Annotated in this window: 30 protein-coding genes; 20 read left to right on the top strand and 10 right to left on the bottom strand. The window is 45.3% G+C overall.

Annotation, left to right across the window (positions count from 1 at the left end):
• Positions 1-57: 57 nt before the first annotated feature.
• From M1D59_RS19810 to M1D59_RS19800, 3 genes are all read left to right on the top strand, one after another.
• Positions 58-933 carry a M23 family metallopeptidase gene (locus tag M1D59_RS19810; protein WP_023857113.1) on the top strand — a complete coding sequence of 292 codons (876 nt, stop codon included), beginning with the start codon at positions 58-60 and terminating at the stop codon, positions 931-933.
• 135 nt (positions 934-1068) lie between these two features.
• Positions 1069-1674: an RNA polymerase sigma factor gene (locus tag M1D59_RS19805; protein ID WP_075212904.1), complete on the top strand. Its 606-nt coding sequence runs from the start codon at positions 1069-1071 to the stop codon at positions 1672-1674.
• A 13-nt stretch (positions 1675-1687) separates the two neighbouring features.
• Positions 1688-2260, top strand: a complete 573-nt coding sequence (locus M1D59_RS19800) for an ATP-dependent Clp protease proteolytic subunit (RefSeq protein ID WP_025810658.1) — start codon at positions 1688-1690, stop codon at positions 2258-2260.
• A gap of 47 nt (positions 2261-2307) precedes the next feature.
• Here M1D59_RS19800 and M1D59_RS19795 read toward each other — a convergent pair whose 3' ends face one another.
• The 3 genes from M1D59_RS19795 to M1D59_RS19785 form a co-directional block, all read right to left on the bottom strand.
• Positions 2308-2658: a P-II family nitrogen regulator gene (locus M1D59_RS19795; RefSeq protein WP_003185936.1), complete on the bottom strand. Its 351-nt coding sequence runs from the start codon at positions 2656-2658 to the stop codon at positions 2308-2310.
• 18 nt (positions 2659-2676) lie between these two features.
• Positions 2677-3888, bottom strand: coding sequence for an ammonium transporter (locus M1D59_RS19790; RefSeq protein ID WP_023857117.1), 1212 nt, complete (start codon positions 3886-3888; stop codon positions 2677-2679).
• Positions 3889-4036: 148 nt separating this feature from the next.
• Positions 4037-5335 carry a hemolysin family protein gene (locus M1D59_RS19785; protein WP_458117632.1) on the bottom strand — a complete coding sequence of 433 codons (1299 nt, stop codon included), beginning with the start codon at positions 5333-5335 and terminating at the stop codon, positions 4037-4039.
• A 160-nt stretch (positions 5336-5495) separates the two neighbouring features.
• Here M1D59_RS19785 and M1D59_RS19780 point away from each other — a divergent pair, with 160 nt between their 5' ends.
• Together M1D59_RS19780 and M1D59_RS19775 are read left to right on the top strand one after the other, a co-directional pair.
• Positions 5496-6452, top strand: coding sequence for a magnesium transporter CorA family protein (locus tag M1D59_RS19780; RefSeq protein ID WP_458117631.1), 957 nt, complete (start codon positions 5496-5498; stop codon positions 6450-6452).
• Between the two features lie 60 nt (positions 6453-6512).
• Positions 6513-6920, top strand: a complete 408-nt coding sequence (locus M1D59_RS19775) for a CBS domain-containing protein (RefSeq protein WP_095323623.1) — start codon at positions 6513-6515, stop codon at positions 6918-6920.
• An 81-nt stretch (positions 6921-7001) separates the two neighbouring features.
• On the opposite strand, the gene M1D59_RS19770 is transcribed toward M1D59_RS19775, so the two are convergent.
• The 3 genes from M1D59_RS19770 to M1D59_RS19760 form a co-directional block, all read right to left on the bottom strand.
• A complete protein-coding gene (locus M1D59_RS19770; protein WP_026580218.1) occupies positions 7002-7949 on the bottom strand; it encodes an NAD(P)H-binding protein in 948 nt (315 codons plus the stop codon).
• Between the two features lie 78 nt (positions 7950-8027).
• A complete protein-coding gene (locus M1D59_RS19765) occupies positions 8028-8543 on the bottom strand; it encodes a TetR/AcrR family transcriptional regulator (protein WP_035400336.1) in 516 nt (171 codons plus the stop codon).
• Positions 8544-8661: 118 nt separating this feature from the next.
• Positions 8662-9390, bottom strand: coding sequence for a YqjF family protein (locus M1D59_RS19760; protein ID WP_458117630.1), 729 nt, complete (start codon positions 9388-9390; stop codon positions 8662-8664).
• Between the two features lie 129 nt (positions 9391-9519).
• Here M1D59_RS19760 and M1D59_RS19755 point away from each other — a divergent pair, with 129 nt between their 5' ends.
• Both M1D59_RS19755 and M1D59_RS19750 read left to right on the top strand, forming a co-directional pair.
• Positions 9520-10341, top strand: a complete 822-nt coding sequence (locus M1D59_RS19755; protein ID WP_101561377.1) for a manganese catalase — start codon at positions 9520-9522, stop codon at positions 10339-10341.
• A 130-nt stretch (positions 10342-10471) separates the two neighbouring features.
• Positions 10472-11401 (top strand): manganese-dependent inorganic pyrophosphatase, encoded by a 930-nt coding sequence (locus tag M1D59_RS19750; protein ID WP_025810664.1) that lies wholly within the window; start codon positions 10472-10474, stop codon positions 11399-11401.
• A 46-nt stretch (positions 11402-11447) separates the two neighbouring features.
• On the opposite strand, the gene M1D59_RS19745 is transcribed toward M1D59_RS19750, so the two are convergent.
• From M1D59_RS19745 to M1D59_RS19735, 3 genes are all read right to left on the bottom strand, one after another.
• Positions 11448-12026, bottom strand: coding sequence for an undecaprenyl-diphosphatase (locus tag M1D59_RS19745; protein WP_023857126.1), 579 nt, complete (start codon positions 12024-12026; stop codon positions 11448-11450).
• A gap of 149 nt (positions 12027-12175) precedes the next feature.
• Complete coding sequence (locus M1D59_RS19740) at positions 12176-13369, bottom strand: MFS transporter (protein ID WP_025810665.1); 1194 nt, start codon at positions 13367-13369, stop codon at positions 12176-12178.
• 3 nt (positions 13370-13372) lie between these two features.
• Positions 13373-13801 (bottom strand): MarR family winged helix-turn-helix transcriptional regulator, encoded by a 429-nt coding sequence (locus M1D59_RS19735; RefSeq protein ID WP_023857128.1) that lies wholly within the window; start codon positions 13799-13801, stop codon positions 13373-13375.
• 336 nt (positions 13802-14137) lie between these two features.
• Here M1D59_RS19735 and spoIIID point away from each other — a divergent pair, with 336 nt between their 5' ends.
• The 6 genes from spoIIID to mscL all read left to right on the top strand — a co-directional run bounded on the left by spoIIID (position 14138) and on the right by mscL (position 18584).
• Positions 14138-14413 carry a sporulation transcriptional regulator SpoIIID gene (gene spoIIID / locus M1D59_RS19730; RefSeq protein WP_003185911.1) on the top strand — a complete coding sequence of 92 codons (276 nt, stop codon included), beginning with the start codon at positions 14138-14140 and terminating at the stop codon, positions 14411-14413.
• A 185-nt stretch (positions 14414-14598) separates the two neighbouring features.
• On the top strand, positions 14599-15600 hold the full coding sequence (gene mbl / locus M1D59_RS19725) for a cell shape-determining protein Mbl (RefSeq protein ID WP_229129230.1): 1002 nt from the start codon (positions 14599-14601) through the stop codon (positions 15598-15600).
• 206 nt (positions 15601-15806) lie between these two features.
• Positions 15807-16646, top strand: a complete 840-nt coding sequence (locus M1D59_RS19720; protein ID WP_023857129.1) for a flagellar hook-basal body protein — start codon at positions 15807-15809, stop codon at positions 16644-16646.
• A gap of 43 nt (positions 16647-16689) precedes the next feature.
• A complete protein-coding gene (locus tag M1D59_RS19715; protein WP_023857130.1) occupies positions 16690-17517 on the top strand; it encodes a flagellar hook-basal body protein in 828 nt (275 codons plus the stop codon).
• A gap of 181 nt (positions 17518-17698) precedes the next feature.
• Entirely contained in the window at positions 17699-18133 is a 435-nt protein-coding gene (gene fabZ / locus M1D59_RS19710) for a 3-hydroxyacyl-ACP dehydratase FabZ (RefSeq protein WP_003185902.1), read from the top strand.
• A gap of 70 nt (positions 18134-18203) precedes the next feature.
• Positions 18204-18584, top strand: coding sequence for a large conductance mechanosensitive channel protein MscL (mscL, locus tag M1D59_RS19705; RefSeq protein WP_023857132.1), 381 nt, complete (start codon positions 18204-18206; stop codon positions 18582-18584).
• Positions 18585-18623: 39 nt separating this feature from the next.
• Here mscL and M1D59_RS19700 read toward each other — a convergent pair whose 3' ends face one another.
• Complete coding sequence (locus tag M1D59_RS19700; RefSeq protein WP_020453206.1) at positions 18624-19037, bottom strand: YwpF-like family protein; 414 nt, start codon at positions 19035-19037, stop codon at positions 18624-18626.
• Positions 19038-19218: 181 nt separating this feature from the next.
• On the opposite strand from M1D59_RS19700, the gene M1D59_RS19695 reads away from it, so the two are divergent.
• The 7 genes from M1D59_RS19695 (at position 19219) to M1D59_RS19665 (ending at position 23629) form a co-directional block, all read left to right on the top strand.
• A complete protein-coding gene (locus M1D59_RS19695; protein ID WP_023857133.1) occupies positions 19219-19590 on the top strand; it encodes a hypothetical protein in 372 nt (123 codons plus the stop codon).
• 104 nt (positions 19591-19694) lie between these two features.
• Positions 19695-20042 (top strand): single-stranded DNA-binding protein, encoded by a 348-nt coding sequence (gene ssb, locus M1D59_RS19690; protein WP_025810666.1) that lies wholly within the window; start codon positions 19695-19697, stop codon positions 20040-20042.
• 220 nt (positions 20043-20262) lie between these two features.
• A complete protein-coding gene (locus M1D59_RS19685) occupies positions 20263-21225 on the top strand; it encodes a sugar-binding transcriptional regulator (protein ID WP_095291473.1) in 963 nt (320 codons plus the stop codon).
• Positions 21222-21665: a transcriptional regulator GutM gene (locus tag M1D59_RS19680; RefSeq protein WP_020453202.1), complete on the top strand. Its 444-nt coding sequence runs from the start codon at positions 21222-21224 to the stop codon at positions 21663-21665. Before M1D59_RS19685 ends, M1D59_RS19680 begins: the two co-directional genes overlap by 4 nt.
• Positions 21662-22210, top strand: coding sequence for a PTS glucitol/sorbitol transporter subunit IIC (gene srlA, locus M1D59_RS19675; protein ID WP_020453201.1), 549 nt, complete (start codon positions 21662-21664; stop codon positions 22208-22210). The genes M1D59_RS19680 and srlA overlap by 4 nt, the downstream gene beginning before the upstream one ends.
• A gap of 16 nt (positions 22211-22226) precedes the next feature.
• Positions 22227-23234, top strand: a complete 1008-nt coding sequence (srlE, locus tag M1D59_RS19670; RefSeq protein ID WP_020453200.1) for a PTS glucitol/sorbitol transporter subunit IIB — start codon at positions 22227-22229, stop codon at positions 23232-23234.
• A 23-nt stretch (positions 23235-23257) separates the two neighbouring features.
• Positions 23258-23629 carry a PTS glucitol/sorbitol transporter subunit IIA gene (locus M1D59_RS19665; RefSeq protein WP_020453199.1) on the top strand — a complete coding sequence of 124 codons (372 nt, stop codon included), beginning with the start codon at positions 23258-23260 and terminating at the stop codon, positions 23627-23629.
• The last annotated feature ends 1 nt before the right edge of the window (position 23630 follow it).

Here is a 23630-nt window from a genome sequence, read left to right as displayed (position 1 = left end):
TTTGTAAATGTATATATTTTCTGAAAAGTGTTCAGAATGTTGCTGAGGTGATGAGTAATGAAAGAGGAAGAAAAGAATCGTACTTCCAAAATCACAAAGCTGCAACAGTTTTTTCGTAAACGCTGGGTATTTCCGGCCATCTATTTGACAAGTGCCGTCGTTGTATTAACCGCCGTTCTTTGGTATCAATCGGCTTCTAACAACGATGTAAAAGATCAGCTTGCTGACGATGGTAAGAAATCAGCCTATGATAACCGGGATGACGCGGTAGAAGTAGGCAAACCAGTCGAAAATGTCGCAATGCCGGTTGCTGATTCTGAAAATGTTTCTGTCGTTAAAAAGTTCTTTGAAACTGACGCAACTAAAGAAGAGAAAGAAGCAGCACTTGTAAACTATAATAACACGTACAGCATGAGCAAAGGTATCGACTTGGCTGAGAAAGACGGAAAAACATTCGATGTTTCCGCATCTCTCAGCGGTACGGTCATCAAAGCTGCAAAAGACCCTGTACTGGGCTACGTTGTTGAAGTTGAACATGAAAATGGTTTATCAACTGTGTATCAGTCTCTTTCTGAAGTAAGCGTCAAACAAGGTGACAAGATTGAACAAAATCAAGTCATCGGAAAAGCAGGCAAAAACCTTTACAATGAAGAAGGCGGAAACCATGTGCATTTTGAAATCCGCAAAGACGGTGTTGCGCTAAACCCGTTGAACTTCATGGACAAGCCGGTCTCCAGCATCGAAAAAGCGGTGGAGGAACAAGCGGCTGAAATGAAGGAACCTGCTCAGCCTTCTGTTGAAGAAAAGTCAAAAACAGAAGACAAAGCGAAAGATCAAACAGGTGGAAAAGACGACAAAACCAAACGGGAAGATTCGTCTGAAGGGTCAGAAAATCAAGACGGAACCCAGTCTGACGATTCAAGCCAGTCATAAGGCACGCTTCCCTCAGAGCGCCTATCAAATACGATAGGCGCCTTTTTTGTTACAATCATAAAAAACCCGTATCAAATTTGCAGAGCCAGCCGTTTATTAAGTAAGAGGCCTCTTTTAAGGAGTGTGAATGCATTCATGAATGAGCTAGAACAGCAAGCGCTGATGAAGTATTGCATGAGAATGACAGGTGATAAATGGGATGCCGAGGATTTAGTCCAGGATACCATCCTGAAGTTAATCGAAATCAATCGAACAGACGCCTCACATGCTTATCAAAAGACGGTGGCAAAGCATAAATGGATTGACCTGCTCAGAAAAAGGAAACGCGAAATCTTTCTGTCTGAAGACAATCTGGAAGACGGGAGGGCAGAGGGCATGAAGGCGGCCGATGACTTCGAGCACCTGCTGAAACAGCTTTCCGGTATTTTAACGCCGAAGCAATTAACGATTTTTCTGCTCAAAGATGTGTTTTCCTTTCAGCTGCACGAAATCGCCGAGTCGCTCGGTAAGCCCGAATCTTCCGTCAAATCGCTTTTATTCAGATCGCGTCAGCGATTAAAAAGGCTTTCTCCGGATGTTCTGCAAAGGGAAGCGGCGGACCGGGATGACGAACACATTGACCTGCTTGTTCGGGCGATATTGTATCACAACCCCGATGCTCTGCTCGAATTTGCCAAACAGACATGGCTTTTCGGCGCTTCACAGCCGTCCTGCATCAGCATGATGAGGTGTGCTGCCTAGGAGGAAAAAGGCTATGAACACCATACCTTACGTCATTGAGAAAACGGCTGCCGGTGAAAGATCGTACGATATTTTTTCCAGACTTTTAAAAGACCGGATCATTATGATCGGCTCTGAATTCAACGATGACCTCGCCAATCGGGTCACCGCCCAGTTGCTGTTTTTGTCAGCCGAAGACAATGAAAAAGACATTTCGATCTATATCAACAGCCCGGGCGGATCAACTTCCGCGGGATATGCGATTTTGGATACGATGGACTATGTGAAGCCGGATGTCCGCACGATCTGCGTCGGAATGGCAGCTTCCATGGGAGCGATTCTCCTCGCCGGCGGAACAAAAGGCAAACGGTATGCGCTCAAAAACAGCGAAATCATGATCCATCAGCCGCTCGGCGGCGTCAAAGGACAGGCGACAGACATGGAGATTTCAGCGAAGCGGATCATCAAACTGAGGGAAAAAATCGAGCACTTCTTTCACGAACGAACGGGCCAGCCCATTGAAAGACTAAAAGCCGACATGGAACGCGATTACTTTATGGATGCGGACGAAGCGAAGGCATACGGTGTGATTGACGCCGTTTTATAACATCAGAAAAGCTCCCGGCTTAACTTCAGCCGGGAGCTTCGATCTTTTTATAAAGCGTCAGGACCTTCCTCGCCTGTGCGGATGTTGATGGTGTTTTTAATTTCGTATATGAAGATCTTGCCGTCACCGGGTTCCCCGGTTTTCAGGACGTTTTGCGCCGTCTCGGCCACCTTTTCGACAGGCACTTTGCTGACGACGATTTCGACTTTTAACCTTTCATATACATTGCTTTCGCGTTTGACCCCGCGGTAAAGCTCTGTATGCCCTTTTTGCAGGCCGCATCCGTGTACATTGTAAAACGTAATGGACGTTACCCCGATTTTGGCCAGCTCCGTTTTCAGCTTTTCAAAGTTTGTAGGACGAGTTACAATTTCCACCTTATACATTTGACCGCTCATACCATCACTCCTGACAAATTAATCTTGATACGCTTTTTCGCCGTGCAGCGTCAGATCGAGGCCCAATGATTCTTCATCCTCTGAGGCACGGAGTTTAAAGAAAATACTGACTATCTTAATAATAGCGTATGTGACGATTGCGACAAACAAATATGTTGCGGCAATCGCAATCAGCTGTTTCCAAAGGAGACTGATGTCTCCGTAAAAAAGCCCGTTTGCTCCGTCTGCGTTGACTGATGTCGTCGCGAACAAGCCCGTCGCAATTCCGCCCCATGTTCCGCCGAGCCCGTGAAGTCCGAAGGCATCGAGCGCATCATCGTAGCCGAATTTTTTCTTCAGCGAAAACACACCCCAGAAACAGACGATTCCACCGATGAGCCCGATCCATACGGATGAGAAAGGCGTAACAAAGCCTGCGCCCGGTGTAATCGCGACAAGTCCCGCGATCGCTCCCGAGACGGCGCCGAGCATCGTCGGCTTTTTATTGATCAGCCATTCTGCCAAAATCCAGCCGATCAGCCCCGCAGCCGCAGCCGTATTCGTGTTGATAAAAGCGGTCATGGCGACTTCATCGATCGTCAGGGCGCTTCCGACGTTGAACCCGAACCATCCGAACCAGATCAAAGTCGCCCCGAGCAAAGTCAGAAGGAGGTTGTGAGGGGCGGTATCGCTGATATTTTTCCGCTTGCCGAGAACAATCGCAACAACCAGGCCGGCTACACCGGAAGAGATGTGAACGACGTTGCCGCCGGCAAAATCGATCGCTCCCAGCTCGTCAAGCCAGCCTCCACCCCATACCCAGTGGGCGACCGGCGAGTAAACGAAAACCGCCCAGAGCACCGAAAAAAGAATAAAGGCCGGAAAGCGCATTCGCTCCGCAAAGCTTCCGGAAATAATCGCAGTCGTCAGTACGGCAAATGTCAATTGGAACATCATATAAAGCGTATGCGGGATCGTCTCCGAATAATCGGCATTGGGTTCAAATCCGATACCTTGCAGTCCGATCCAATCCAAACCCCCGATCAATGGGTTTCCGGGAGCGAAAGCGAGCGAATAGCCGAACAAAATCCATATGATGGAAACGATGGCAATTGAAGATAAGCTGTGCATAACGGTGCTGAGCACATTTTTGCTCCTGACAAGTCCTCCGTAAAATAAAGCGATGCCCGGCGTCATCAGCCATACGAGCAAAGCGCAAAAGAACATAAATACTGTATCCCCCATCTGCATGTTTCATTCCTCCGTAGTCATTTAGATTGAGAGCAGATCTCTTTTTCTTTCATTATAGTGACAAAAGGGAGATATCATGATGAACATGTCAGATTTCCTCACATGGTTTTTAGGAAGAAAAGCGGACAGGGAGAGGCTGAAAGGGGGATTAGGCGATTTTTTCAACCTCAACTGCAACGATTCGATGTCCGTCCATATCTTTTACTTTGAAACGGTATCCTTCACTTTCGATCGCCGTTCCGGGCTTGCTCTCAATATTCTTCGTCAGCATCCAGCCGCCGATTGTATCAATCTCCTCATCTGATAAATGAATTCCGAGCAGGTCGTTTACATCGCTGACTAGTACTTTACCGCTGAGGATGTAATGGTCATCTTCCAGTTTCTGAACAGCCGATACTTCTTCAGTATCGAATTCATCGCGAATATCGCCGACGATTTCCTCGACGATATCCTCAACCGTCACAAGGCCGGATGTTCCGCCGTACTCATCTACGAGAATCGCCATATGTGTATGCTCTTTTTGCATTTTGACGAACAGCTGGTAGACGGGAATCGTTTCAATCACATGGATAACCGGATGGATATATGGCTTTAACGGTTTTGTTTCTAAAGAAAACCCGCCTGCAAGCTCAGCCAGCAGCAGTTCTTTTATATTGATCATTCCGGTGATGTGATCCTTGTCTTCTTCCATGACGGGGAAGCGGGTGTGCTTTGTTTCTTTGATGAGCTGCTTCACTTTTTTTACACTGTCGTCAAGAGACAGGACGGTCATTTCATTGCGGGGCACCATAATTTCTTTTGCCGTACGTTCGTCGAATTTAAAAATGTTGTTTACATATCTCAATTCATTCTGGTTGATTTCCCCGCTTTGATAGCTTTCAGATAAAAGTGTTCGCAGCTCTTCCTCTGAATACGCCAATTCGTGTTCACCGGTCGGCTTCAGGCCGAACAGACTTGTGATCATGCGGGCTGAATGATTAAGCAGCCATATAAAAGGAAACATGATTCTGTAAAACCAGATCATCGGCTGTGCAAAAAGCAGAGTAACGGTTTCCGCTTTTTGAATGGCGATCGTTTTTGGCGCCAGCTCTCCGATCACAACATTGAGATAAGTGACCGATAAAAAAGCGGCCAAAAATGAAAGAATATGTGTCATCGACTCGTTCAAGCCGATTTTGGAAAAAAGGGGATGCAGTAAGGTCTGCATCGTCGGTTCACCAAGCCAGCCGAGGCCCAATGCCGTCACGGTGATTCCAAGCTGGCAGGCTGACAAGTATTCGTCAAGGTGTGAGGTCACTTCTTTTGCGGCAAGCGCGCCCTTTTTTTTCTGAATGATCAATTGGTCGATCTTTGTCCGCCTTACTTTGACGATGGCGAATTCGACCGCGACGAAAAAGCCCGTTAATGCGATTAATCCTGCCACTGCAATCAGCTTCAGTAATTCCAATGCCCCGCCTTCTCAAAAAGAAGGCGCCACCTCCTTTTCTATGAAAAACTCATACTGGCTTCATACCACGTGCCGCAGCGCGGCAAACATGATGTTTATTTACGCGGAGGGCGGGCAAAGAAATATAAAACGAATGGGCCGGAAGAGGAGGAGACGAAATATGAGAGTTTTTCAGGGAGAGGGCTGGACATGGTATCAGCTCGGCCCTCACGAAAAAGCGACAGCACAAGGGCTGATCCAGCCCGATCATTGGCCGGAATGCCGAAACTGGTTTCAAGGCGTTCCATCGGCCAATATCAATTGCATTGATATCAATGCTGCCGTTCAAGGCAAGGAAGCGATCTACGGTTCATATATTTACGATCAGGAAGCGGAAGTTCAACAAAATCGGACAGCATTTCATTTTTACTTAACGAAAGACTATTTTTTCACAATGAATTTAGATATCTCGCAATTTGAAGAGACAAACAGAAGGCCGATCGATCAACACTTAAAGCGATGCAAAGACGCCCCTGAAGTGTTCCTGGTCCTGCTGGGCGAACTGATGAGAATGTATTTGAAGGAACTTGAGCACTTTGAAGTTCACCTTGGAAAAGTAAGGTGGGGATTTCATCATGACAACAATAAAAGCATCATTGAACTGATTCATAAGCGGCGTCATGAACTGCTCGTCATAAGAAGTTTAATTTTATCGATGAAAAAGGTTGCAATGGGTCTTAAAGAAACTTTTTTAACCAAATCGTTTGACGAAATCGAACAGCGCAGGACGTTTTACGAAATCGACAGAGGCATGTCATTGATCAAAGAGTATGCGAATGAAATCAATTATTTGCTCCATTCCGAGGAAGTGGTGACATCCCACAGAGGCAATGAAATCTTTAAAGCGCTGACGATTTTCACGACGATCTTTACGCCGATGACGGCTTTCGGCGCCCTGTGGGGAATGAACTTCGAAGTCATGCCTGAACTCTCATTAAAGTACGGCTATTTATTTTCGCTTATTTTAATTGCCGTTTCTACCGTTCTTGTGTACTGGTATTTGAGGAAGAAAGGGTGGACCGGCGATTTATTGAAGGATAAAAAACGATATATGAAAAGGAAGGGCTCTTTTAAATAGGTTTAAGCCCGTGGGATATCGGAAAAGCACATAATAACCCCAGTAAAGGAGGAATTCCGAATGAAACTAAAGGACATCATGACAACCAATGCCGAATGCTGCGAACCTTCTGCTCCGATTGCGGAAATTGCCGGGAAGATGCGTGATTACAATGTAGGTTCAATTCCGGTCTGCGAGAACGGAAATTTGACGGGGATCGTTTCAGACCGGGATATTGTTATCAGATGTGTAGCTGAAAATGAAACAGATGCGGCTGCTCGGGATATCATGAGCACACAGATGGTGACAGGGCGCCCGGATATGTCTGCTGAAGAGGCTGGTGATCTGATGGCGGAACACCAAATTCGCAGGCTGCCGATTGTTGAAGATGGCCGTCTTGTCGGAATCGTTGCTTTGGGGGATCTCTCCGTCTCACATGCGGATGAGAAAGCGGGAGAAGCTTTAAGCGAAATTTCAAAACCGGCTTAAACAGGTTGAAGGAAGAGCGTTTTCAGCTCTTCCTTTTTTATAGTGTAATATTTAGTGATTGATCAATAACTAAAATTCAGCTTAAGTTTTCATTAAGCATTTCAATGTTTCTTTCAGCCCTTCTTGATAAGGTGTAGCGGGAATTTTTCCTATTCTCTTTTCATATTTTTCCCCGTTGAGAATGAATGTTTCTTCAGTTAAGTACATGATTTCTACTACTTCTTTCATGACTGGATCAAATAATCCGCTTATACGAATGGCAAGTTTATTTAATGGTATTACTAATTTATTATTTCCGGTAATTTGGCGTGCGATTTTTATGATTTCTTTACCTGAAATCAGTCCGGCGCCGGGAATGTTCCAGTTTTCACCGTAAGAATCGTCTTTACTTGCGATTTCCACAATCATTTTTGCGGCATCAGGCAAATATACGTACTCCCGGGGGGTTTTTAGATTGCCGATAAAAACAGCTATTTTATTTGCTGCCATTCCGGTTAATGTAGGCTGTAAATAAGAATTTTGCGAAGTTTTTCCATAATAGTCGGGCAGTCTGACGATTAATGGTTTGGCATTTTTCCATTTCTTATCGAATATTAAGTTTTCAAAATCCACTCTTATCTTTCCTTTTTTTGTATGGGGCAGTTTCGGATGATTTTCGTCTCCTTTGGCAATTTGTCGGCCGTAAACATATATTCCATCCACAATCACGATTTTCTTGCCTGAAATATTTGCAGCCTTCATTACACTTTCACCGAGAAGCAGGAGTTTATCTGCCATTTCATGATATTGAACATTGGCGCATTGAAATATCACATCTGCATCCTTCGCTGCTTCACTGATGGTCTGTGCATCAAAGACATCGCCAAGCTGATATGTTAATAGCGGTGTTGAATGATGTTCTTTTATGAGATTCTTTAGTTTATTTTCAGAACGGCCGAAAGCGATAACCGGAATATTTCTTGACAGCAATTCTGAAACTATGACTTGACCTGTTCCACCTGTTGCGCCTAAAACAATTGCTTTTTCCATTGAAAATTCCCCCTTGGGTAAGTTATTAATCAATCAATAACTAATGCTTAAATAAAAAACCGAAACAAATCGGTTATTTTATTCTGTTTGGCCGTGCATGATCTCCGGCAAATCCAAGAAATAGGAAATGTTGCAAAGTATCCCTCTTGCCAGGAAAGTCGTAACTTCCCTCTCTGCATTCGGAACATTCGCTTCCTGGAACCTTTCCAGCGTATAGTTTCTAATACGTGATAAGCCCGTTTTTGAACAATTTCTGATCGATTCCTCCGTAACGGATAGTCCGATGACCTGTAAGGCTATTTCATTAGGGTGTGATACAGACAACTCTTCATATGCTTTGATCATGTTTGCTACGATCTGTTCGGAGCTGGATTCGACATTTTGAAACGTTTGGAGGATTCTTTCAAAGGCCCGATCGAGCGCGGCAACGAACAACTCTTCCTTCGTCTTATAAAACCTAAATATATAGGGCTGGGAAATACCGGCTTTTTCAGCAATGAGTGCTGTCGTGGTATTATAATATCCCTTTTCTGCAAACACTTCTAATCCAGCTTCAAGTATTTGCTCCTTTCGGTTTTCCTTACTCTGTCTTATGATATGCCGCCTCCCTTCATTTTGTTATTGATTGATTACTTACTGAGATCGTAACAGATTTCGATTCAAGATTCAAGCACGTAATTTTTAAAACATGTATCTATTGGTGCAACAGTTTTCATCCCCGGTCCCGCTGCAAAGGCCAAAATAAGACGTGCTGCCGTTTGGCGTAATGGAGAAGCGGAGCGGTATCAGGCAATATGAGACCGCTTGCTCCGGGCACCGTGTTTTGTCGGATTTCGGCTTCGGCCCGCTGCAGCGTCCATGGAGAATGATGGATGTCTTCATAGTAGACCCGGTTGTTGTACGTGGTGTACAGGCGGTATCTTTCAGTCAGCCAGTATTCGATGGACCCTTTTTGGGCGGTAAAGGAATCTGACAGCGGGCGGTAGCTGGCGCGGAAGGCCGCTTTTGAATCATACCTTCTGCTGGAAAATTCAATATGTTTTTTTTCTTTTACAAAGTTTATCCCGGCGTGAAAATAAGGCAAGTGGAACATTGCGCGCGCGCCGGCGACGGCTAAGCGCGAAGCGGCGTCAAGACTGAAAAAATAAATGCCCGGTATGCCTTTATATGATACATATGTCCGGACGTTCAGCTCGGGAAATCTGCTGACGAAAGGAAAGGGGGGCAAAAAACGGGGGCGCATATTTGTCAGCAGGAAAGGCAAAATGCCGATCCATGCTTTTCCATTGAATGTCTCCAGTTCCAAGGCCGCCGGTATTCGTCCGCGAATGGCTTCAGAATCAACAGCCCAATGGGCAAATAATACATGATTCCATGTTTGCGTCATCACCCACGGTCCTTCAGGCGGCGGAAAAGGGCGGTGTGAAGTATTTTTAATCATAGAACAGCACTCCTTCGATTCGAATGTTGACCCGTCTGCAACACATCCCGAGCCTGTTGTACAGTTTTATCATTTCCCTTTACGGTTAATTCAAAAACGAGGATACAAAAAACGGAGGAGTGATGTGATTTGTTCAAGCATACGAAAGTGCTGCAGTACCCTGCAAAACCTGAAAGACCCGATCCTGTCTTCGCCAAGAAAATGCAGGAAATACTCGGCGGTCAGTACGGAGAAATATCTGTGGCCATGCAATACCTTTTTCAAGGGTGGAATACAAGGGGAAATGAAAAGTATAAAGATTTGCTCATGGATACGGCGGCAGAAGAAATCGGACACGTCGAAATGATTGCGACGATGATCGCGCGCCTGCTTGAAGACGCACCGGTTTACGAGCAGGAAAAAGCCGCAGACGATCCTGTCATCGGTGCAATTATGGGCGGAATGAACCCTCACCATGCGATCGTTTCGGGACTGGGAGCCATGCCTGAAAACAGCACAGGCGTTCCGTGGAATGCAGGCTATATTGTAGCGAGCGGCAACCTTCTGGCCGATCTGCGCGCAAATGTCAACGCTGAATCGCAAGGCAGGCTGCAAGTCGCGCGGCTGCGCGAAATGACGGATGACAATGGTGTACAAGATATGCTCGGTTTTCTTTTAGCGAGAGACACGATGCACCAAAACCAGTGGATCGCCGCAATCAAAGAGTTGGAAGAAAAAGAAGGCGTCATCGTGCCCGGCACGGTTTCGGATGAAAATGAAAAAGAAGACATTGCGCATACTTTATACAATTTCTCGGATGGAGAAGAAAGCGCGCAGTTTGATTGGCTGAAAGAGAAGGCGCCGGACGGAGCGGAATTCCACTACGAGAGCGGCCCTGTCGCATATGGAGAAAAACCGGTCTTGAAGCCCGCTCCAAAACGAAGCCACAATACACCTGACTATGGAGAATAGAGCCGAACGGCTCTTTTTTTATTTTTTAAAATGACAAAACACTCCGTAAATATTAAAATAAGTGACAGATTTGCAGATTTTTTTATTGTCAGGTAAGCTTACTATAAAAACAACAGTAAGGAGTTATATCATGAGTAAAGTACTTATTTTTGGCCACAAAAATCCGGATACGGATACGATTTGTTCAGCGATTGCATATGCCGAATTAAAAAAGGAGCTCGGCATGGACGCAGAACCCGTCCGCCTCGGCGAAATCAACGGCGAAACCGAATTCGCGCTTGAGAAATTCAATGCAGAAGTACCCCGCCTTGTGAACACTGTTGCGAATGAAACTGACAGCGTGATTCTAGTTGACCATAATGAGCGCCAGCAGAGCGTCGATGACCTTGATCAAGTTCGCGTGCTTGAAGTCATCGATCACCACCGGATCGCCAATTTTGAAACGAGCGATCCTCTGTATTATCGCGCAGAGCCTGTAGGCTGCACGGCAACGATCTTAAACAAGCTCTATAAAGAAAACGGCGTCGAAATTAAAAAAGATATCGCAGGATTGATGCTGTCGGCGATCATCTCAGATTCCCTCTTATTCAAATCTCCGACTTGCACGGACGAAGATGTCAAAGCTGCAAAAGAATTGGCTGCGATTGCCGGTGTTGATGCCGACAGCTATGGACTCGATATGCTGAAGGCTGGAGCAGATTTGAGCGCAAAAACGATTCCTCAGCTTCTCTCTCTTGACGCAAAAGAGTTTACGATGGGAAGCCATAAAGTGGAGATCGCGCAAGTTAACACTGTTGATACAAACGACGTTCTCTCCCGCAAAGCAGAAGTTGAAGCAGAACTTGCAAAAGTGGTGTCTGAAAAAGGATTGGATTTATTTGTGTTTGTCGTAACCGACATTTTAACAAACGACTCGGTTGTCGTCGCTTCAGGACAAGCTGCACAAGCAGTGGAGAAAGCGTTCAATGTCACATTGTCAGACAACACAGCAACACTGAAAGGCGTTGTATCCCGCAAAAAACAAATTGTTCCGCCGTTAACCGAAGCCTTAAAAGGTTAAGGAAAGGAAATGAAAAACACCCGAATCATGAGATTCGGGTGTTTTCTTATGCCGTTCTGGATACGGCTTTCCGCAATTTCCGCAAGATCGATTCGTAGAGTGAGATGATCCGTTCAAAAAGCGGCTGCACATACGCTGAGAATCTAAATATAACGAGTGATACAAATAAAGCGACCAAAATGCTGCCTAAAACGTCAACAGGGTAGTGGTGTCCGACCCAAATACGGGAAAAGCCCGTCAACAACCCGAAAGCAATCAGGCAGGTTCCAATTTTCCGATGATAAAGCCAAAAAGCGATCGAAATGGCTAACGCCCCGGTTGTATGATCGCTGGGAAACGAGGCGTCTGCCGCATGATGAATTAATACGTCCACATGGTGAGCGACAAACGGTCTCGGCTCATAGTAAACCAATGACAGCAAATAATTTGCCGCCAATCCGAGAATACCCGTCACACCTGCCTGAAGAACGCTTATTTTATAAGAACGGTTTCCGAAGATCCAGATCAAAAGCAAAATGAGCGCATACATGTAAATTGCTTTTTCTGTAATCAAAATCATAGCGCTGTCCAGGATGTGGTTGTGGTTTGATAATTGATGAATACGTGTAAAAAGCCAATAGTTCAAAAAATCACCTTTTTAATAGAGTAGTAGTTTTTGGTCAGACAGTTAGGAGACGTATTTGATTTTGCAAAAGTTTCATTAAATGACAGATCGGACTGTATCAGCCGGCATGAAAAAAGCCGGGTAATCCCGGCCCGGCGAGGTTGAACGGCTTATTCAGCCATTGATATATCCCGCTTTTCCTTTGCGAGTGCGGGTTTTTGACTCCATGTATACAGAAACAGATTGATGAGCACAAAAACGCCTGAGAATAAATAGATGTTTGAAAAACCGGCTTGTGCCACAACCAACCCGAAAACATAGGATCCGACTGCGATCCCGGTATCAAACAGCGTAAAATAAGTCGCCGTTGCATAGCCGCTCCGGTGAGGCGGCGAAGCTTGAATCGCCAAGGTCTGAAGGCACGGCGTGATAGATCCGTAGCCCATGCCGATGACAGCTCCGGATAGCAAGAGCATCCCGCTGCTGTTTGTGAAAGCAAGCAGGAAAAGCCCGGCGCAAAAAATGATAATGGACGGATAAATGACGACTCCGGGGCCGACTTTATCATACAGTTTTCCCGTAAACGGCCGCGTGATCATCATTGTCACTGCGAACACCATAAAGAAATAGCTGCTTGCTTCAATAAGGCCGAGAGATTTTGCATAAACAGAGATGAAGGAAATGACGCTTGAATAACAAAACGACACGAACAATCCGACCGTGGCAATCCGAATCGCGCCCTTTTCAAACATGTTGGAAAAAGACAACCTGAACACAGCCGAACGGATGTCGCTTCCTTTAGGAATCCTGACCAGTGCCGTGCAAAGGATGGCCACAGTGACGATTCCTGAAAATAAAATAAACAGATCGGAAAAACTCATTTTATCCAGCAGGTTCAACGCGATAAACGGACCGATGACCACCGCCAAATTCATCGACATGGCAAAGTAGCCCAAACCTTCCCCGCGGCGGGCCGGCGGAATTAAATCGGCTGCAATTGCACTCGTCACTGTCGTGATGATGCTGAACCAAATGCCTTGGAAAAAGCGAATGCCAAGCAGCAGGTAGATATCGTGAATATAGATATAAAGAAATGATGCCAAAGTAAACAGCACGACACTGATGAGCGCCATTCTTTTTTTGCCAAAACGTTCAATAACGGCTCCCGAAAACGGCCTCGCAAAAATCGCGGACAGCATAAAGCCGCTGATCAAAAGGCCGCCCTCTGACTCGGAACCGCCGAGCTCCTGCATGGCATAAACCGGAAGCACGGTCAACAGTGCGTAAAAATAGACGAATATAAATAAATTAATCAAAACGACCATGATAAAATCCCTGGTCCAAATGGGTTCAGCTTGCTTCATAGGCTACAACTCCTCCTGATGTCCTTCTAATAATTGATTTAACAGCCTTTGAAATGTTTTTTTATCCCGTTCTTCAAATACGGAAAGCATTTCCTCTTCAAATTCTTGCATTTTTAATTGAATGTCATCATATTTAATTTTGGCTTCTTCTGTCATTTTGACGACTTTTTCCCGTTTGTCATCGCCCTGTATCCGTTCTACCCAGCCGTTTTTTTCGAGGCGGCTGACCGTTCTCGTCACAGTCGGCGCCTCAACGTGCAAGTAAGTCCAAATGTCTTTTTGCGTCATCGGTCCGCAGGTGTGAAGACAGTATAGGATCGACCACTGTGAACCGTAAAGGCCGTATGCTTCGAGCTGTTCATTCGTTTTTTTAGCAACCATCCGCGTGCTTTGATTGAGCTGGTGAATAATCTTTCGATTGATATGTTCCATTCCCGGACTCCTTCAAAATAGTTACCTAGGTAAATAATAAACTTTATTCATTTTACCGGAAGCCGAGATTAGTGTAAAGTTAAAATTTTTGAAACCCGAAATAAAATTATCAGAGAAACCCCTTGTCCTCCTTGAGTTTTTAGCATAATCCCATTTGAATGCTAATACACTGATACAAACCTAACAAAGAGAGTGTTTGAGGTGAGGGATCGTGGGAGTATTTCAAAATTCTACTTGGAAAAGCATAAAACGAAGAAGCTGCGTAAATAGCGAATTTTTTCACAAGACGGATCTCATTTCACACTTCTCACATCCATTTTAGGGAGGTCGAGTGGTGTGCACGATTACATCAAAGAGCGAACAATCAAGATAGGGAAGTACATCGTGGAGACGAAAAAAACAGTTCGTGTGATAGCGAAGGAGTTTGGTGTTTCCAAAAGTACCGTTCACAAGGATTTGACAGAAAGGCTGCCTGAAATTAATCCTGACCTGGCCAATGAAGTAAAAGAAATTCTTGATTATCATAAATCAATCAGACATTTGCGGGGCGGAGAAGCGACAAAACTAAAATATAAGAAAGAGGAAATCTTTGAAAGAGAACCCGTGCAATAAGGAATAATGGCTCAGAAACGAGCACCGTTTATCAGAATTTCCCGGTATCCTCCGTAAAAAGCCACAAAAATTTTATGAAGAACTTTAATAAGCTCTCTTTTTTTTCTAATATTTATGATAAAATATATAATTAGGGCAGAATGTGGACATTGCTGTGAAACAGATTTCGAGGAGGATATAGATAGATGTTTGCAAGGGATATTGGTATTGACCTTGGTACAGCGAATGTGCTGATCCATGTCAAAGGAAAAGGTATTGTCTTAAATGAACCATCAGTCGTTGCTCTTGACAAAAACAATGGGAAAGTGCTCGCTGTCGGTGAAGAAGCAAGGAGAATGGTAGGACGTACACCTGGGAATATTGTTGCGATACGTCCATTAAAAGACGGCGTCATTGCCGATTTTGAAGTAACGGAAGCCATGCTGAAGCATTTCATTAACAAGCTGAATGTGAAAGGTCTTTTTTCAAAGCCGCGCATGCTGATTTGCTGCCCTACAAATATTACTTCTGTGGAGCAGAAGGCTATCAGAGAAGCTGCCGAGAAAAGCGGCGGAAAGCATGTATATTTGGAGGAAGAACCTAAGGTGGCCGCAATCGGAGCGGGAATGGATATTTTCCAGCCAAGCGGAAACATGGTAGTTGATATCGGCGGTGGAACGACAGATATCGCAGTCATCTCAATGGGCGATATTGTCACCGCCTCTTCTATTAAAATGGCTGGGGACAAGTTTGATCTTGAAATCTTGAACTACATCAAACGTGAGTACAAGCTGCTCATAGGCGAACGGACAGCCGAAGACATTAAGGTTAAAGTCGCAACTGTTTTCCCAGACGCACGTCACGAGGAAATTTCCATCCGCGGCCGCGATATGGTCACAGGATTGCCGAGAACCATTACGGTAACGAGCAAAGAGGTGGAAGAAGCGCTGCGCGAATCTGTATCTGTCATTGTACAGGCTGCCAAGCAGGTGCTCGAAAGAACGCCGCCTGAGCTGTCAGCCGATATTATCGACAGAGGCGTTATCATTACAGGAGGCGGCGCGTTGTTAAACGGTCTTGACCAGCTTCTTGCCGAAGAACTGAAAGTGCCGGTTCTCGTTGCCGAAAATCCGATGGATTGTGTGGCAGTTGGTACGGGTGTCATGCTTGATAACATGGACAAGCTACCTAAGCGCAAACTGAGCTGATCAGAAACCTCATTCTTTTTTTAGAATGAGGTTTTTTATGTGAAATGCTTTAAAGGAAGCGAATGGCTGCCGATAAAAAGAGTAGTATGTTTGAATACCATTATAGAACAAATGTTCTGTGTTAGCAAATATAAATTGCAAGCCTTTCGCAAAAGAGGTTTTTCGATGAGAAACTCTGGAGCATGACACTTATTTGAGGTGAAATGATGTTAAAAGGACTTTATACAGCGACTTCTGCAATGATCACCCAGCAGCGCCGCACAGAGATGCTGACGAATAATATCTCGAACGCAAATACGCCGGGATATAAAGAAGACCAAGGGTCAATCCGTTCTTTCCCGGAAATGCTTTTGAGCCGGATTGAATCCGATTCTGTCAAGGCCGGCAGCGCTTCGCGTTCGTTTTCAACACAGACGCCGATCGGTTCTATCAATACAGGAGTTTACATGCAGGAACTGAAGCCTCAATTCTCGCAAGGCGATCTGCAAAGCACGAATGAGCCGACGGATATTGCAATCAGCGAAACCGAAGTTCCGGTCAATGGGGAAACAAACGATAAAGCAGCGCTTTTCTACGCGGTCCGGCTTGAAAATGGGGATGTACGCTATTCAAGAAGCAGCCGTTTTTCTTTAAATGAAAATAATCAATTGACAATAAACGGCCGACTCGTCCTTTCAACGGAAAACCAGCCGATTACGGTGGGAAGCGAGAATTTTCAAGTCGCTGAGGACGGAACGGTGACTGAAAACGGCCAAAACCTTGGAAGGATCGATGTCAGAATCGCGCTCGATACGAGAAATTTAGCAAGAGAAGGCGATGATCTGTATCGTACTGAAAACGGTGAGGCGCTGCCAAGCGCAGTCGGCAATCCCGCAGTCGCTTATTCTGTCAAGCAGGGGATGACGGAACGGTCGAATGTCGACGTGACGAGAGCTTATACGGAAATGACCGCTGCCTACCGCTCGTTTGAAGCCAACCAAAAAGTTCTTCAAGCTTATGATAAAAGCATGGAAAAGGCGGCCAATGAGATTGGAAGGATCGGATAAATGACCGATCGCGATCAGCGTAAATGGAGGATGTGGAAAAACGATGCTTAGATCCATGATCACGGCTTCAAACACAATGTTTGAACTGCAAAAACAAATTGATAATATCAGCCATAATCTTGCAAATACCGATACAACGGGATATAAGGCGAAAAACACGAGCTTTTCGGAGCTGATCAGGCAGCAGATTGAACAGGTAAACGAGAAAAATAATGAAGTAGCGGCAAGCAGAAAGACGCCGCCCGGACTTCGGCTCGGCGTCGGAGCCGTGATGACCGATCGGCTGACACATAAACAGGGAAGCCTTAAAGAAACTGGCCGCGATCTTGATATCGCACTGACTTCTCCTTATCAGTACTTCCAGGTCAATGTCGACGGGGAAGTGCAATATACAAGAGACGGAGCATTTTACCTGACGCCTGCGGCTGGCAACGCCAATCAGATGCAGCTGGTGACGAAAGAAGGGCATGCTGTTCTTGACGAAAACGGAAATCCCATCCGTTTCAACCAGCGTTATAAACACATCAAAGTTGACGATTCGGGAAGTGTCACCGTTTCGTCAGACAATCAAGGTGAAGCGCCATTGCGTTTTAACTTGGGAATCGTCCGGGCTGTCAAACCTCAGGCTCTTACGGAAGAAGGAAGCAATCTTTTTTCTGTCAGCGATGAATTGAGAGCAACGGCTCTCATCAATCTGAACGGAGCCGGGCGGCAGGACATTTCTCTAAAACAGGGATTCCTCGAATCATCAAATGTCGATGTATCGAAGGAAATGACCGACCTGATCTCTTCGCAGCGGTCTTATCAAATGAATTCCCGCGCCATCACGATGGGCGATCAAATGATGGGGCTGATCAATTCAGTTCGCTAGCAAAGCAAATAGGAGCCGGCCAAACGACGTTTGGTTCAGGCTCTTTTTATTTTCATTTTCAGCGTTGTCTTTCATCTTTTGTTGAAAAAGATTCCGTTTCATAATATACTTCCAGATGTACAGAATAAGGCACTGACATATCATTCTATACATATTTTTCGAAAAAGGAGATGTCAAGGCAATGCTTGATGCTCAGCAAATTAAAGAAATCATTCCCCACCGCTATCCCTTTCTGCTGGTAGACCGTGTGACAGAAGTAGAGGAAGGAAAACGGGCAGCGGGTTATAAAAATGTGACAGTAAATGAAGAATTCTTTAACGGACACTTTCCGGATTATCCGGTGATGCCTGGCGTTTTGATTGTTGAAGCGCTTGCGCAAGTGGGTGCCGTGGCGCTTTTGATGAAGGAAGAAAACCGCGGAAGGCTCGCGTTTTTTGCGGGAATCGACAGCTGCCGCTTCAAAAAGCAGGTCAAACCGGGCGATCAGCTCCATCTTGAGCTTGAAGTGCTTCGTTTCCGCGGTTCCATCGGCAAAGGAAAAGGAGTCGCGAAAGTGGATGGAGAAGTGGTGTGTGAAGCCGAATTGATGTTTTCTCTTGGCGAAAAACAGGAATAACGCAAACAGAATGGGTTTCCGTAAAAGCCCATTTTGTTTTTTTATCATAAAAGAGAAAAGGTGATCATTCATGTGGAAAGAATTTAAAAGCTTTGCGATTCGTGGAAATGTAATCGATCTTGCAATCGGGGTTATCATAGGAGGCGCCTTTGGAAAAATCGTGACTTCGCTTGTCAATGATTTAATGATGCCGCTCCTCGGTCTTCTGCTAGGAGGCCTGGATTTTTCAGCGCTGTCGTTCACATTTGTTGATGCCGACATTAAATACGGGCTGTTCATTCAGTCGATCGTCAATTTCTTTATTATTTCGTTTTCCATTTTTCTATTTATCCGTTATATCTCTAAGCTGAAGAAGAAGGATGCCGAAGAAGAAAAAGCTGCTCCTGATCCGCAGGAAGAATTGCTTAAGGAAATACGGGATTTGTTAAAAGAGCAGACGAAACGCTCTTAGAGCTATAGCGAAAAGGCTGTCCGGCGAAGACAGCCTTTTCTATATATTTTGTTTAAATGCTTCAAGAAGCCGGTCTCCGGAATATCCTTCTTTCATTAAATCTTCCAAGATCTTGTCGGAGCCTTTCCTCAGCTTTGAGCTGACCATTTTGCCGTCCAATAAGACGGAAACATGCTCGCCTAGTACCGTGATCTTTTTGACCTTCGCTAACAGCTGTGCGGGGCGGTTACTTTTTTTCGTGATCGTTACATATGTTTTCACTTCTTTGCCTTCCTGAAGGAGGTATTCGAAAAAATACCGGTATTCTTTCGAAACCAGCCCCTCAACCATCCAGTGGTTTTCTCCGTCTTCTTTATTAATGATAAGGCCGTCGATCAGCGGGAACTCCTCGAGCCGCTTTGAAGTTTCATCCTGGCGGACAATTTTTAAATCAATAAGCCTAAAGGTTTTCACTAGTATCACCTCACAAGCTTCCATAGTTGTATAACCATTATAGCACATTCGCTTGGAAGAACTCTTGACCCTGGTTTGTTTATGCAATAGGAGCATATTCGTATTTTAAATTTTGCAAAAAGTATTTTATAATGCTTTATTTTTATTTATACTTTAGGTGATATTGAGCAGGAGGTGACTTATGAACCATTTTTTCTTAAAAGAAGTATTTGTGATCGCAAGCAATCCAGCTGCTGACTGCCGTCAATATATGCCTATGATTTGCTTTTCAGCCGGAAACAAAAAGCACGAGATCAGCACGTATGCCAATGAAGGCATCGTGTTTCGCTATGAAACAAAAGACAGAATGGAAATATACGAATTTCAAGTAACGATTAAACAGAAAGAGTTGTCATTCCGTTTGTATGCTTGGGACGGGGGCTCATATGTCCGCGTATACTCAGAGCGGTGGCTGGCATCTCCTGTTTTTTTTCAGTTTCTGAAAAATACGTATTTCTCAAATAACAATGAGATGATTTTTTTAATTAATGGCAGAAAGAAACAAAAATTATGACGCGAACCCGGGTTTTTTCCGGGTTATTTTTCTTTTATGATGATTTTCCTTAAATACCGATCTCTTATAAACTGGGGATACCCGAACAGGAAGGGAGGGACGAAATGTTTAATGAGATCATGCTGGTCGGGCGTTTGACAAAAGATCCCGAACTTCGGTACACATCTGACGGTGTCCCTGTTGCAAATGTGACGCTGGCTGTCAGCAGGCCTTTCAAAAATGCAGCAGGCGAAATTGAAGCGGACTTTGTCAATTGCACCCTGTGGCGCAAAACTGCCGTGAATACAGCCGAATATTGTGAAAAAGGCTCCATCATCGGGCTGAGCGGAAGAATCCAGACTCGCCAATACGTCAATTCAGAAGGTGAACGCGTCTTTATTACAGAAGTTGTCGCCCGATCAGTCAGATTTTTGGGAGAAAGCCGAAAAGCCCATGAGCCGGCGGATGCTTAAACCGCAAGATTCCTTCTATAAACGCCTTTCTTAAAAAAAATCAATCAATATCCCCTTTTTTATCCCCCTTTATGGCCGGTTTTCAATGACCGGTTTTTTTATTTTAGACAAAAAATAGACAAATTTAAATTGACGTCCAAAAATTCCGAATGTATAATGTAAGCGAATACAACAACAAATGACTAATACTTGCACAAATGTGCAAAAGAAGGGTGATCTTATGGAAATAAAGGATGATAAACGCCTTCTGATCAAAGTCTGCAAAATGTACTACGAAGAGGATATGACACAGAGCCAGATTGCAAAAGCAACAGGGATATACAGAACAACGGTCGGACGCATGCTGAAAAAAGCGCGCGAGGAAGGAATCGTTAAAATCACGATCGATGACCATGTCGGGACACACTACGATTTGGAACGGGAGCTCGAACAACTGCTTGGGCTTAAAGAAGTGTACATATGCGACGCAAAACCGGAACAAACATCTGAAGACAAGAAGAAACTCGTCGGCAAAGCCGGTGCCGAAATCTTAAAACGCGTCGTGAAAGACGGAGATACGGTAGGCTTTGCATGGGGGACGACGATGGCGGGAATGATCGGGGAGTTTCACGGCGTAAAAAAACGGAGCGCTTCATTTGTGCCGCTTGTCGGCGGTCCGGGCGCCATGGATACGAAATATCACGTGAACAGCATCGTATACAGCATTGCCGGTGACTTTGGAGGAACGCCTTACTTTATAGACGCGGCAGCCGTTGTCGAAAAAAAAGAAACGAAAGAGGAAATCGTCAAGTCCCACTATTTTAAAAAAATAGAAAGTCTGTGGAACGGCCTTACCGTGGCAGCCGTCGGGATCGGAGCGCCGCTTAGTTCTTCAAATATGATCTGGACCGGATTTTACGGCGATCAGGATATCGAGCGCCTTGAAGAAAAGCAGGCGGTCGGAGATATATGCTCGCGTTTCTTTGATCGGTCGGGAGCGTTGGTAGAAACAGAGATTCATGACAGAACGATCGCGATAGACATCAAGAGGTTAAAGAATTTGGAGTATTCCATCGGTCTTGCTGAATCCCATGAAAAAGTCCCTTCTATTATCGGGGCTGCAAAAGGCCGTTATATTAATATTTTGGTGACAACTGCCGAAACAGCCAGAGAAATTGCCGAGGAGGTAAGAAACCAATTATGATCATTTACTTTATCATCGCCCTTGGAGCTGCATGGCTTCTCCAAAGTATTTTTGGTTTTTTGCAAATCAGGCATTTCAACCGAACATTCGCCGCATACAGATGTATGGGAAGAGTCGCGGTCGGAAGGAAGACCGGCTTATTCAGAGCCGGAACGGTCGTCCTGTTTGTCATTGACAAGCGCAATAAAATTTTGAAGGCGTCAAAAATGCAAGGTGTCACTGTCTTTTCAAGAATCAAGCCTTTAAAAGGGTTTGAAGGAAAGTATTTGTTGAAGATCGGACAAGCGGAGCTTGTCCGGCACGACCGCCTCACACGGCTCGCAATTGAAGATGCCTTGAAAACATTCGACATCATCACGAAAGGGGGTGATGTCCCGCAGAAGAAAACGCGGCTTCAAAAACTGATGAGCTTTCAAATCAAAAAAAGAGGTGAATTATGAAAAACGTAACATGGCTTGCGGAGAAGTTTATGGACTTATTCAGACATGGCGGAGAAGTGTTTGTCAGTATGCTTACAGACATCGTTCCTTTATTGATTATGCTTCTTGTCGCCATGAATGCCCTGATACGCCTGATAGGAGAAAAGCGCGTCGAAGCGCTCGCGAGGAAGTCGGGAAAAAATCCATTAACGAGATACATGGTTTTGCCTGTCATTGGTACGTTCATGCTTGCAAATCCAATGACGCTGTCGCTTGGCAGGTTCTTGCCTGAAAAATACAAACCGAGCTATTATGCGGCTGCATCCTATTCTTGTCACACGCATAACGGACTTTTCCCGCACGTGAATCCGGGCGAGCTGTTTGTTTTCCTCGGGATTTCCGCAGGAATTACGACGCTGGGGCATGAAACGACCGAGCTCGCTCTCCGCTATCTTCTGGTCGGGATTGTAACAAACTTTCTCAGGGGCTGGGTAACGGATATGACAACGGCTTATGTCGCGAAACAGCAGGGCATTGCCTTGAAAGATTCGATTGATCTAAAATAAGAAAGGCGGTTTACAGATGAGTTCCTATCGTTCGGTTGAAGTTTCAAAAGGGCCGGGAGGGTTTGGCGGGCCTCTGGTGATCACGCCTGATGAAGAGAGAAATAAAATCGTGTACGTCACCGGCGGAAACAAACCCGATTTTGCGGATCATTTAGCTGAGCTGACGGGGTGCACCCTGGTCGACGGCTTTAAAACGACAGTACCCGAAAACGAAATGGCCGCTGTGATCATCGACTGCGGAGGGACGCTGCGCTGCGGACTTTACCCGCAAAAGCGAATTCCGACGATCAATGTGATGGCGACCGGAAAAAGCGGGCCGCTTGCCGCCCATATTACAGAAGATATATATGTTTCCGGAGTAAAAAAAGAGAATATTAAACTGCTGGGAGCTGTGGAGGAGCCTGAACAGTCTAATATTCCAGAAGAAAAACAAATGCAAAATAAACAAAACCATTATAGCACAGAGAAAAAAATTAGTGAACAGCAGTCGCCGAAAGGGATGATGGCGACAATCGGGATGGCCATGGGATCGGTCGTCAGCACGTTTTATCAAGCTGGACGGGAAGCGATTGAAACCGTTATCAAAACAATTCTTCCGTTCATGGCTTTTGTGGCTCTATTGATCGGCATCATTAAAGAGTCAGGCATCGGAGACATTTTTGCCAAATATTTATCACCATTTGCAGGGTCACTGCCCGGATTGCTATTAATCTCGCTTGTTTGTTCATTTCCGCTGCTTTCCCCGTTTCTTGGACCCGGGGCGGTGATTGCACAAGTTGTCGGTTCGCTGATCGGCGTTGAGATCGGCAAAGGAAACATTCCGCCGAATTTGGCGCTGCCGGCGTTATTTGCGATCAATTCGCAAGCAGCTGCCGACTTTGTTCCGGTCGGCCTGGGTCTTGCGGAAGCGGAAGTCGAAACGGTTGAAGTCGGGGTGCCGTCGGTGCTGTATTCGCGTTTTTTGACTGGGGCGCCAACCGTTTTCATTGCTTGGCTGGCCAGCTTTGGCATGTATGACAGCTGAGGTTTTCTTAAGGAGGGAGAATTATGGTCATGCTGTATGAAACAAAAATAAACAGAATCGGAGATCAAGCAACGGCATTTTCAGATGAAAAGATGCTTATATTATTCGGCGAAGGCGCTCCGGATGAATTGAAAGATTATTGTTTATCAATTGATATAAAGCCTGTAGAAGGCGACTTCAATGAAGGCGATAAGCTAATACTGGGCGGCGAGTCCTACAAAATCACAGCCGTTGGGGGAGCCGTTCGCCAGAACCTGGCGAATCTCGGGCATATTACGCTGAAATTTGACGGATCGGCTTCAGCCGAGCTGCCGGGAACGCTGTACCTTGAACGAAAGGAACAACTGCCGGAGGTTTCAGCAGGAGACTGTATTCAAGTTAAAAGATTCTCATAAG

The organism is Bacillus sp. PK6-026, assembly GCF_054161455.1.
The sequence above is the reverse complement of the archived record's forward strand: the minus strand, read 5'-3'. Positions and strand labels throughout refer to the sequence as shown.

Excerpts from the sequence above, each read along its gene's own strand:
- M1D59_RS19750 (WP_025810664.1), top strand. The coding sequence starts at position 10,472 with ATGAGTAAAGTACTTATTTTTGGCCACAAAAATCCGGATACGGATACG.
- M1D59_RS19805 (WP_075212904.1), top strand. The coding sequence starts at position 1,069 with ATGAATGAGCTAGAACAGCAAGCGCTGATGAAGTATTGCATGAGAATG.
- mbl (WP_229129230.1), top strand. The coding sequence starts at position 14,599 with ATGTTTGCAAGGGATATTGGTATTGACCTTGGTACAGCGAATGTGCTG.
- M1D59_RS19740 (WP_025810665.1), bottom strand. The coding sequence starts at position 13,369 with ATGAAGCAAGCTGAACCCATTTGGACCAGGGATTTTATCATGGTCGTT.
- ssb (WP_025810666.1), top strand. The coding sequence starts at position 19,695 with ATGTTTAATGAGATCATGCTGGTCGGGCGTTTGACAAAAGATCCCGAA.
- M1D59_RS19695 (WP_023857133.1), top strand. The coding sequence starts at position 19,219 with ATGAACCATTTTTTCTTAAAAGAAGTATTTGTGATCGCAAGCAATCCA.
- mscL (WP_023857132.1), top strand. The coding sequence starts at position 18,204 with ATGTGGAAAGAATTTAAAAGCTTTGCGATTCGTGGAAATGTAATCGAT.
- M1D59_RS19735 (WP_023857128.1), bottom strand. The coding sequence starts at position 13,801 with ATGGAACATATCAATCGAAAGATTATTCACCAGCTCAATCAAAGCACG.
- M1D59_RS19790 (WP_023857117.1), bottom strand. The coding sequence starts at position 3,888 with ATGCAGATGGGGGATACAGTATTTATGTTCTTTTGCGCTTTGCTCGTA.
- M1D59_RS19800 (WP_025810658.1), top strand. The coding sequence starts at position 1,688 with ATGAACACCATACCTTACGTCATTGAGAAAACGGCTGCCGGTGAAAGA.
- M1D59_RS19760 (WP_458117630.1), bottom strand. The coding sequence starts at position 9,390 with ATGATTAAAAATACTTCACACCGCCCTTTTCCGCCGCCTGAAGGACCG.
- srlE (WP_020453200.1), top strand. The coding sequence starts at position 22,227 with ATGAGTTCCTATCGTTCGGTTGAAGTTTCAAAAGGGCCGGGAGGGTTT.
- M1D59_RS19810 (WP_023857113.1), top strand. The coding sequence starts at position 58 with ATGAAAGAGGAAGAAAAGAATCGTACTTCCAAAATCACAAAGCTGCAA.
- M1D59_RS19795 (WP_003185936.1), bottom strand. The coding sequence starts at position 2,658 with ATGAGCGGTCAAATGTATAAGGTGGAAATTGTAACTCGTCCTACAAAC.
- M1D59_RS19780 (WP_458117631.1), top strand. The coding sequence starts at position 5,496 with ATGAGAGTTTTTCAGGGAGAGGGCTGGACATGGTATCAGCTCGGCCCT.
- fabZ (WP_003185902.1), top strand. The coding sequence starts at position 17,699 with ATGCTTGATGCTCAGCAAATTAAAGAAATCATTCCCCACCGCTATCCC.
- M1D59_RS19665 (WP_020453199.1), top strand. The coding sequence starts at position 23,258 with ATGGTCATGCTGTATGAAACAAAAATAAACAGAATCGGAGATCAAGCA.
- M1D59_RS19770 (WP_026580218.1), bottom strand. The coding sequence starts at position 7,949 with ATGGAAAAAGCAATTGTTTTAGGCGCAACAGGTGGAACAGGTCAAGTC.
- M1D59_RS19685 (WP_095291473.1), top strand. The coding sequence starts at position 20,263 with ATGGAAATAAAGGATGATAAACGCCTTCTGATCAAAGTCTGCAAAATG.
- M1D59_RS19680 (WP_020453202.1), top strand. The coding sequence starts at position 21,222 with ATGATCATTTACTTTATCATCGCCCTTGGAGCTGCATGGCTTCTCCAA.
- M1D59_RS19720 (WP_023857129.1), top strand. The coding sequence starts at position 15,807 with ATGTTAAAAGGACTTTATACAGCGACTTCTGCAATGATCACCCAGCAG.
- M1D59_RS19715 (WP_023857130.1), top strand. The coding sequence starts at position 16,690 with ATGCTTAGATCCATGATCACGGCTTCAAACACAATGTTTGAACTGCAA.
- M1D59_RS19775 (WP_095323623.1), top strand. The coding sequence starts at position 6,513 with ATGAAACTAAAGGACATCATGACAACCAATGCCGAATGCTGCGAACCT.
- srlA (WP_020453201.1), top strand. The coding sequence starts at position 21,662 with ATGAAAAACGTAACATGGCTTGCGGAGAAGTTTATGGACTTATTCAGA.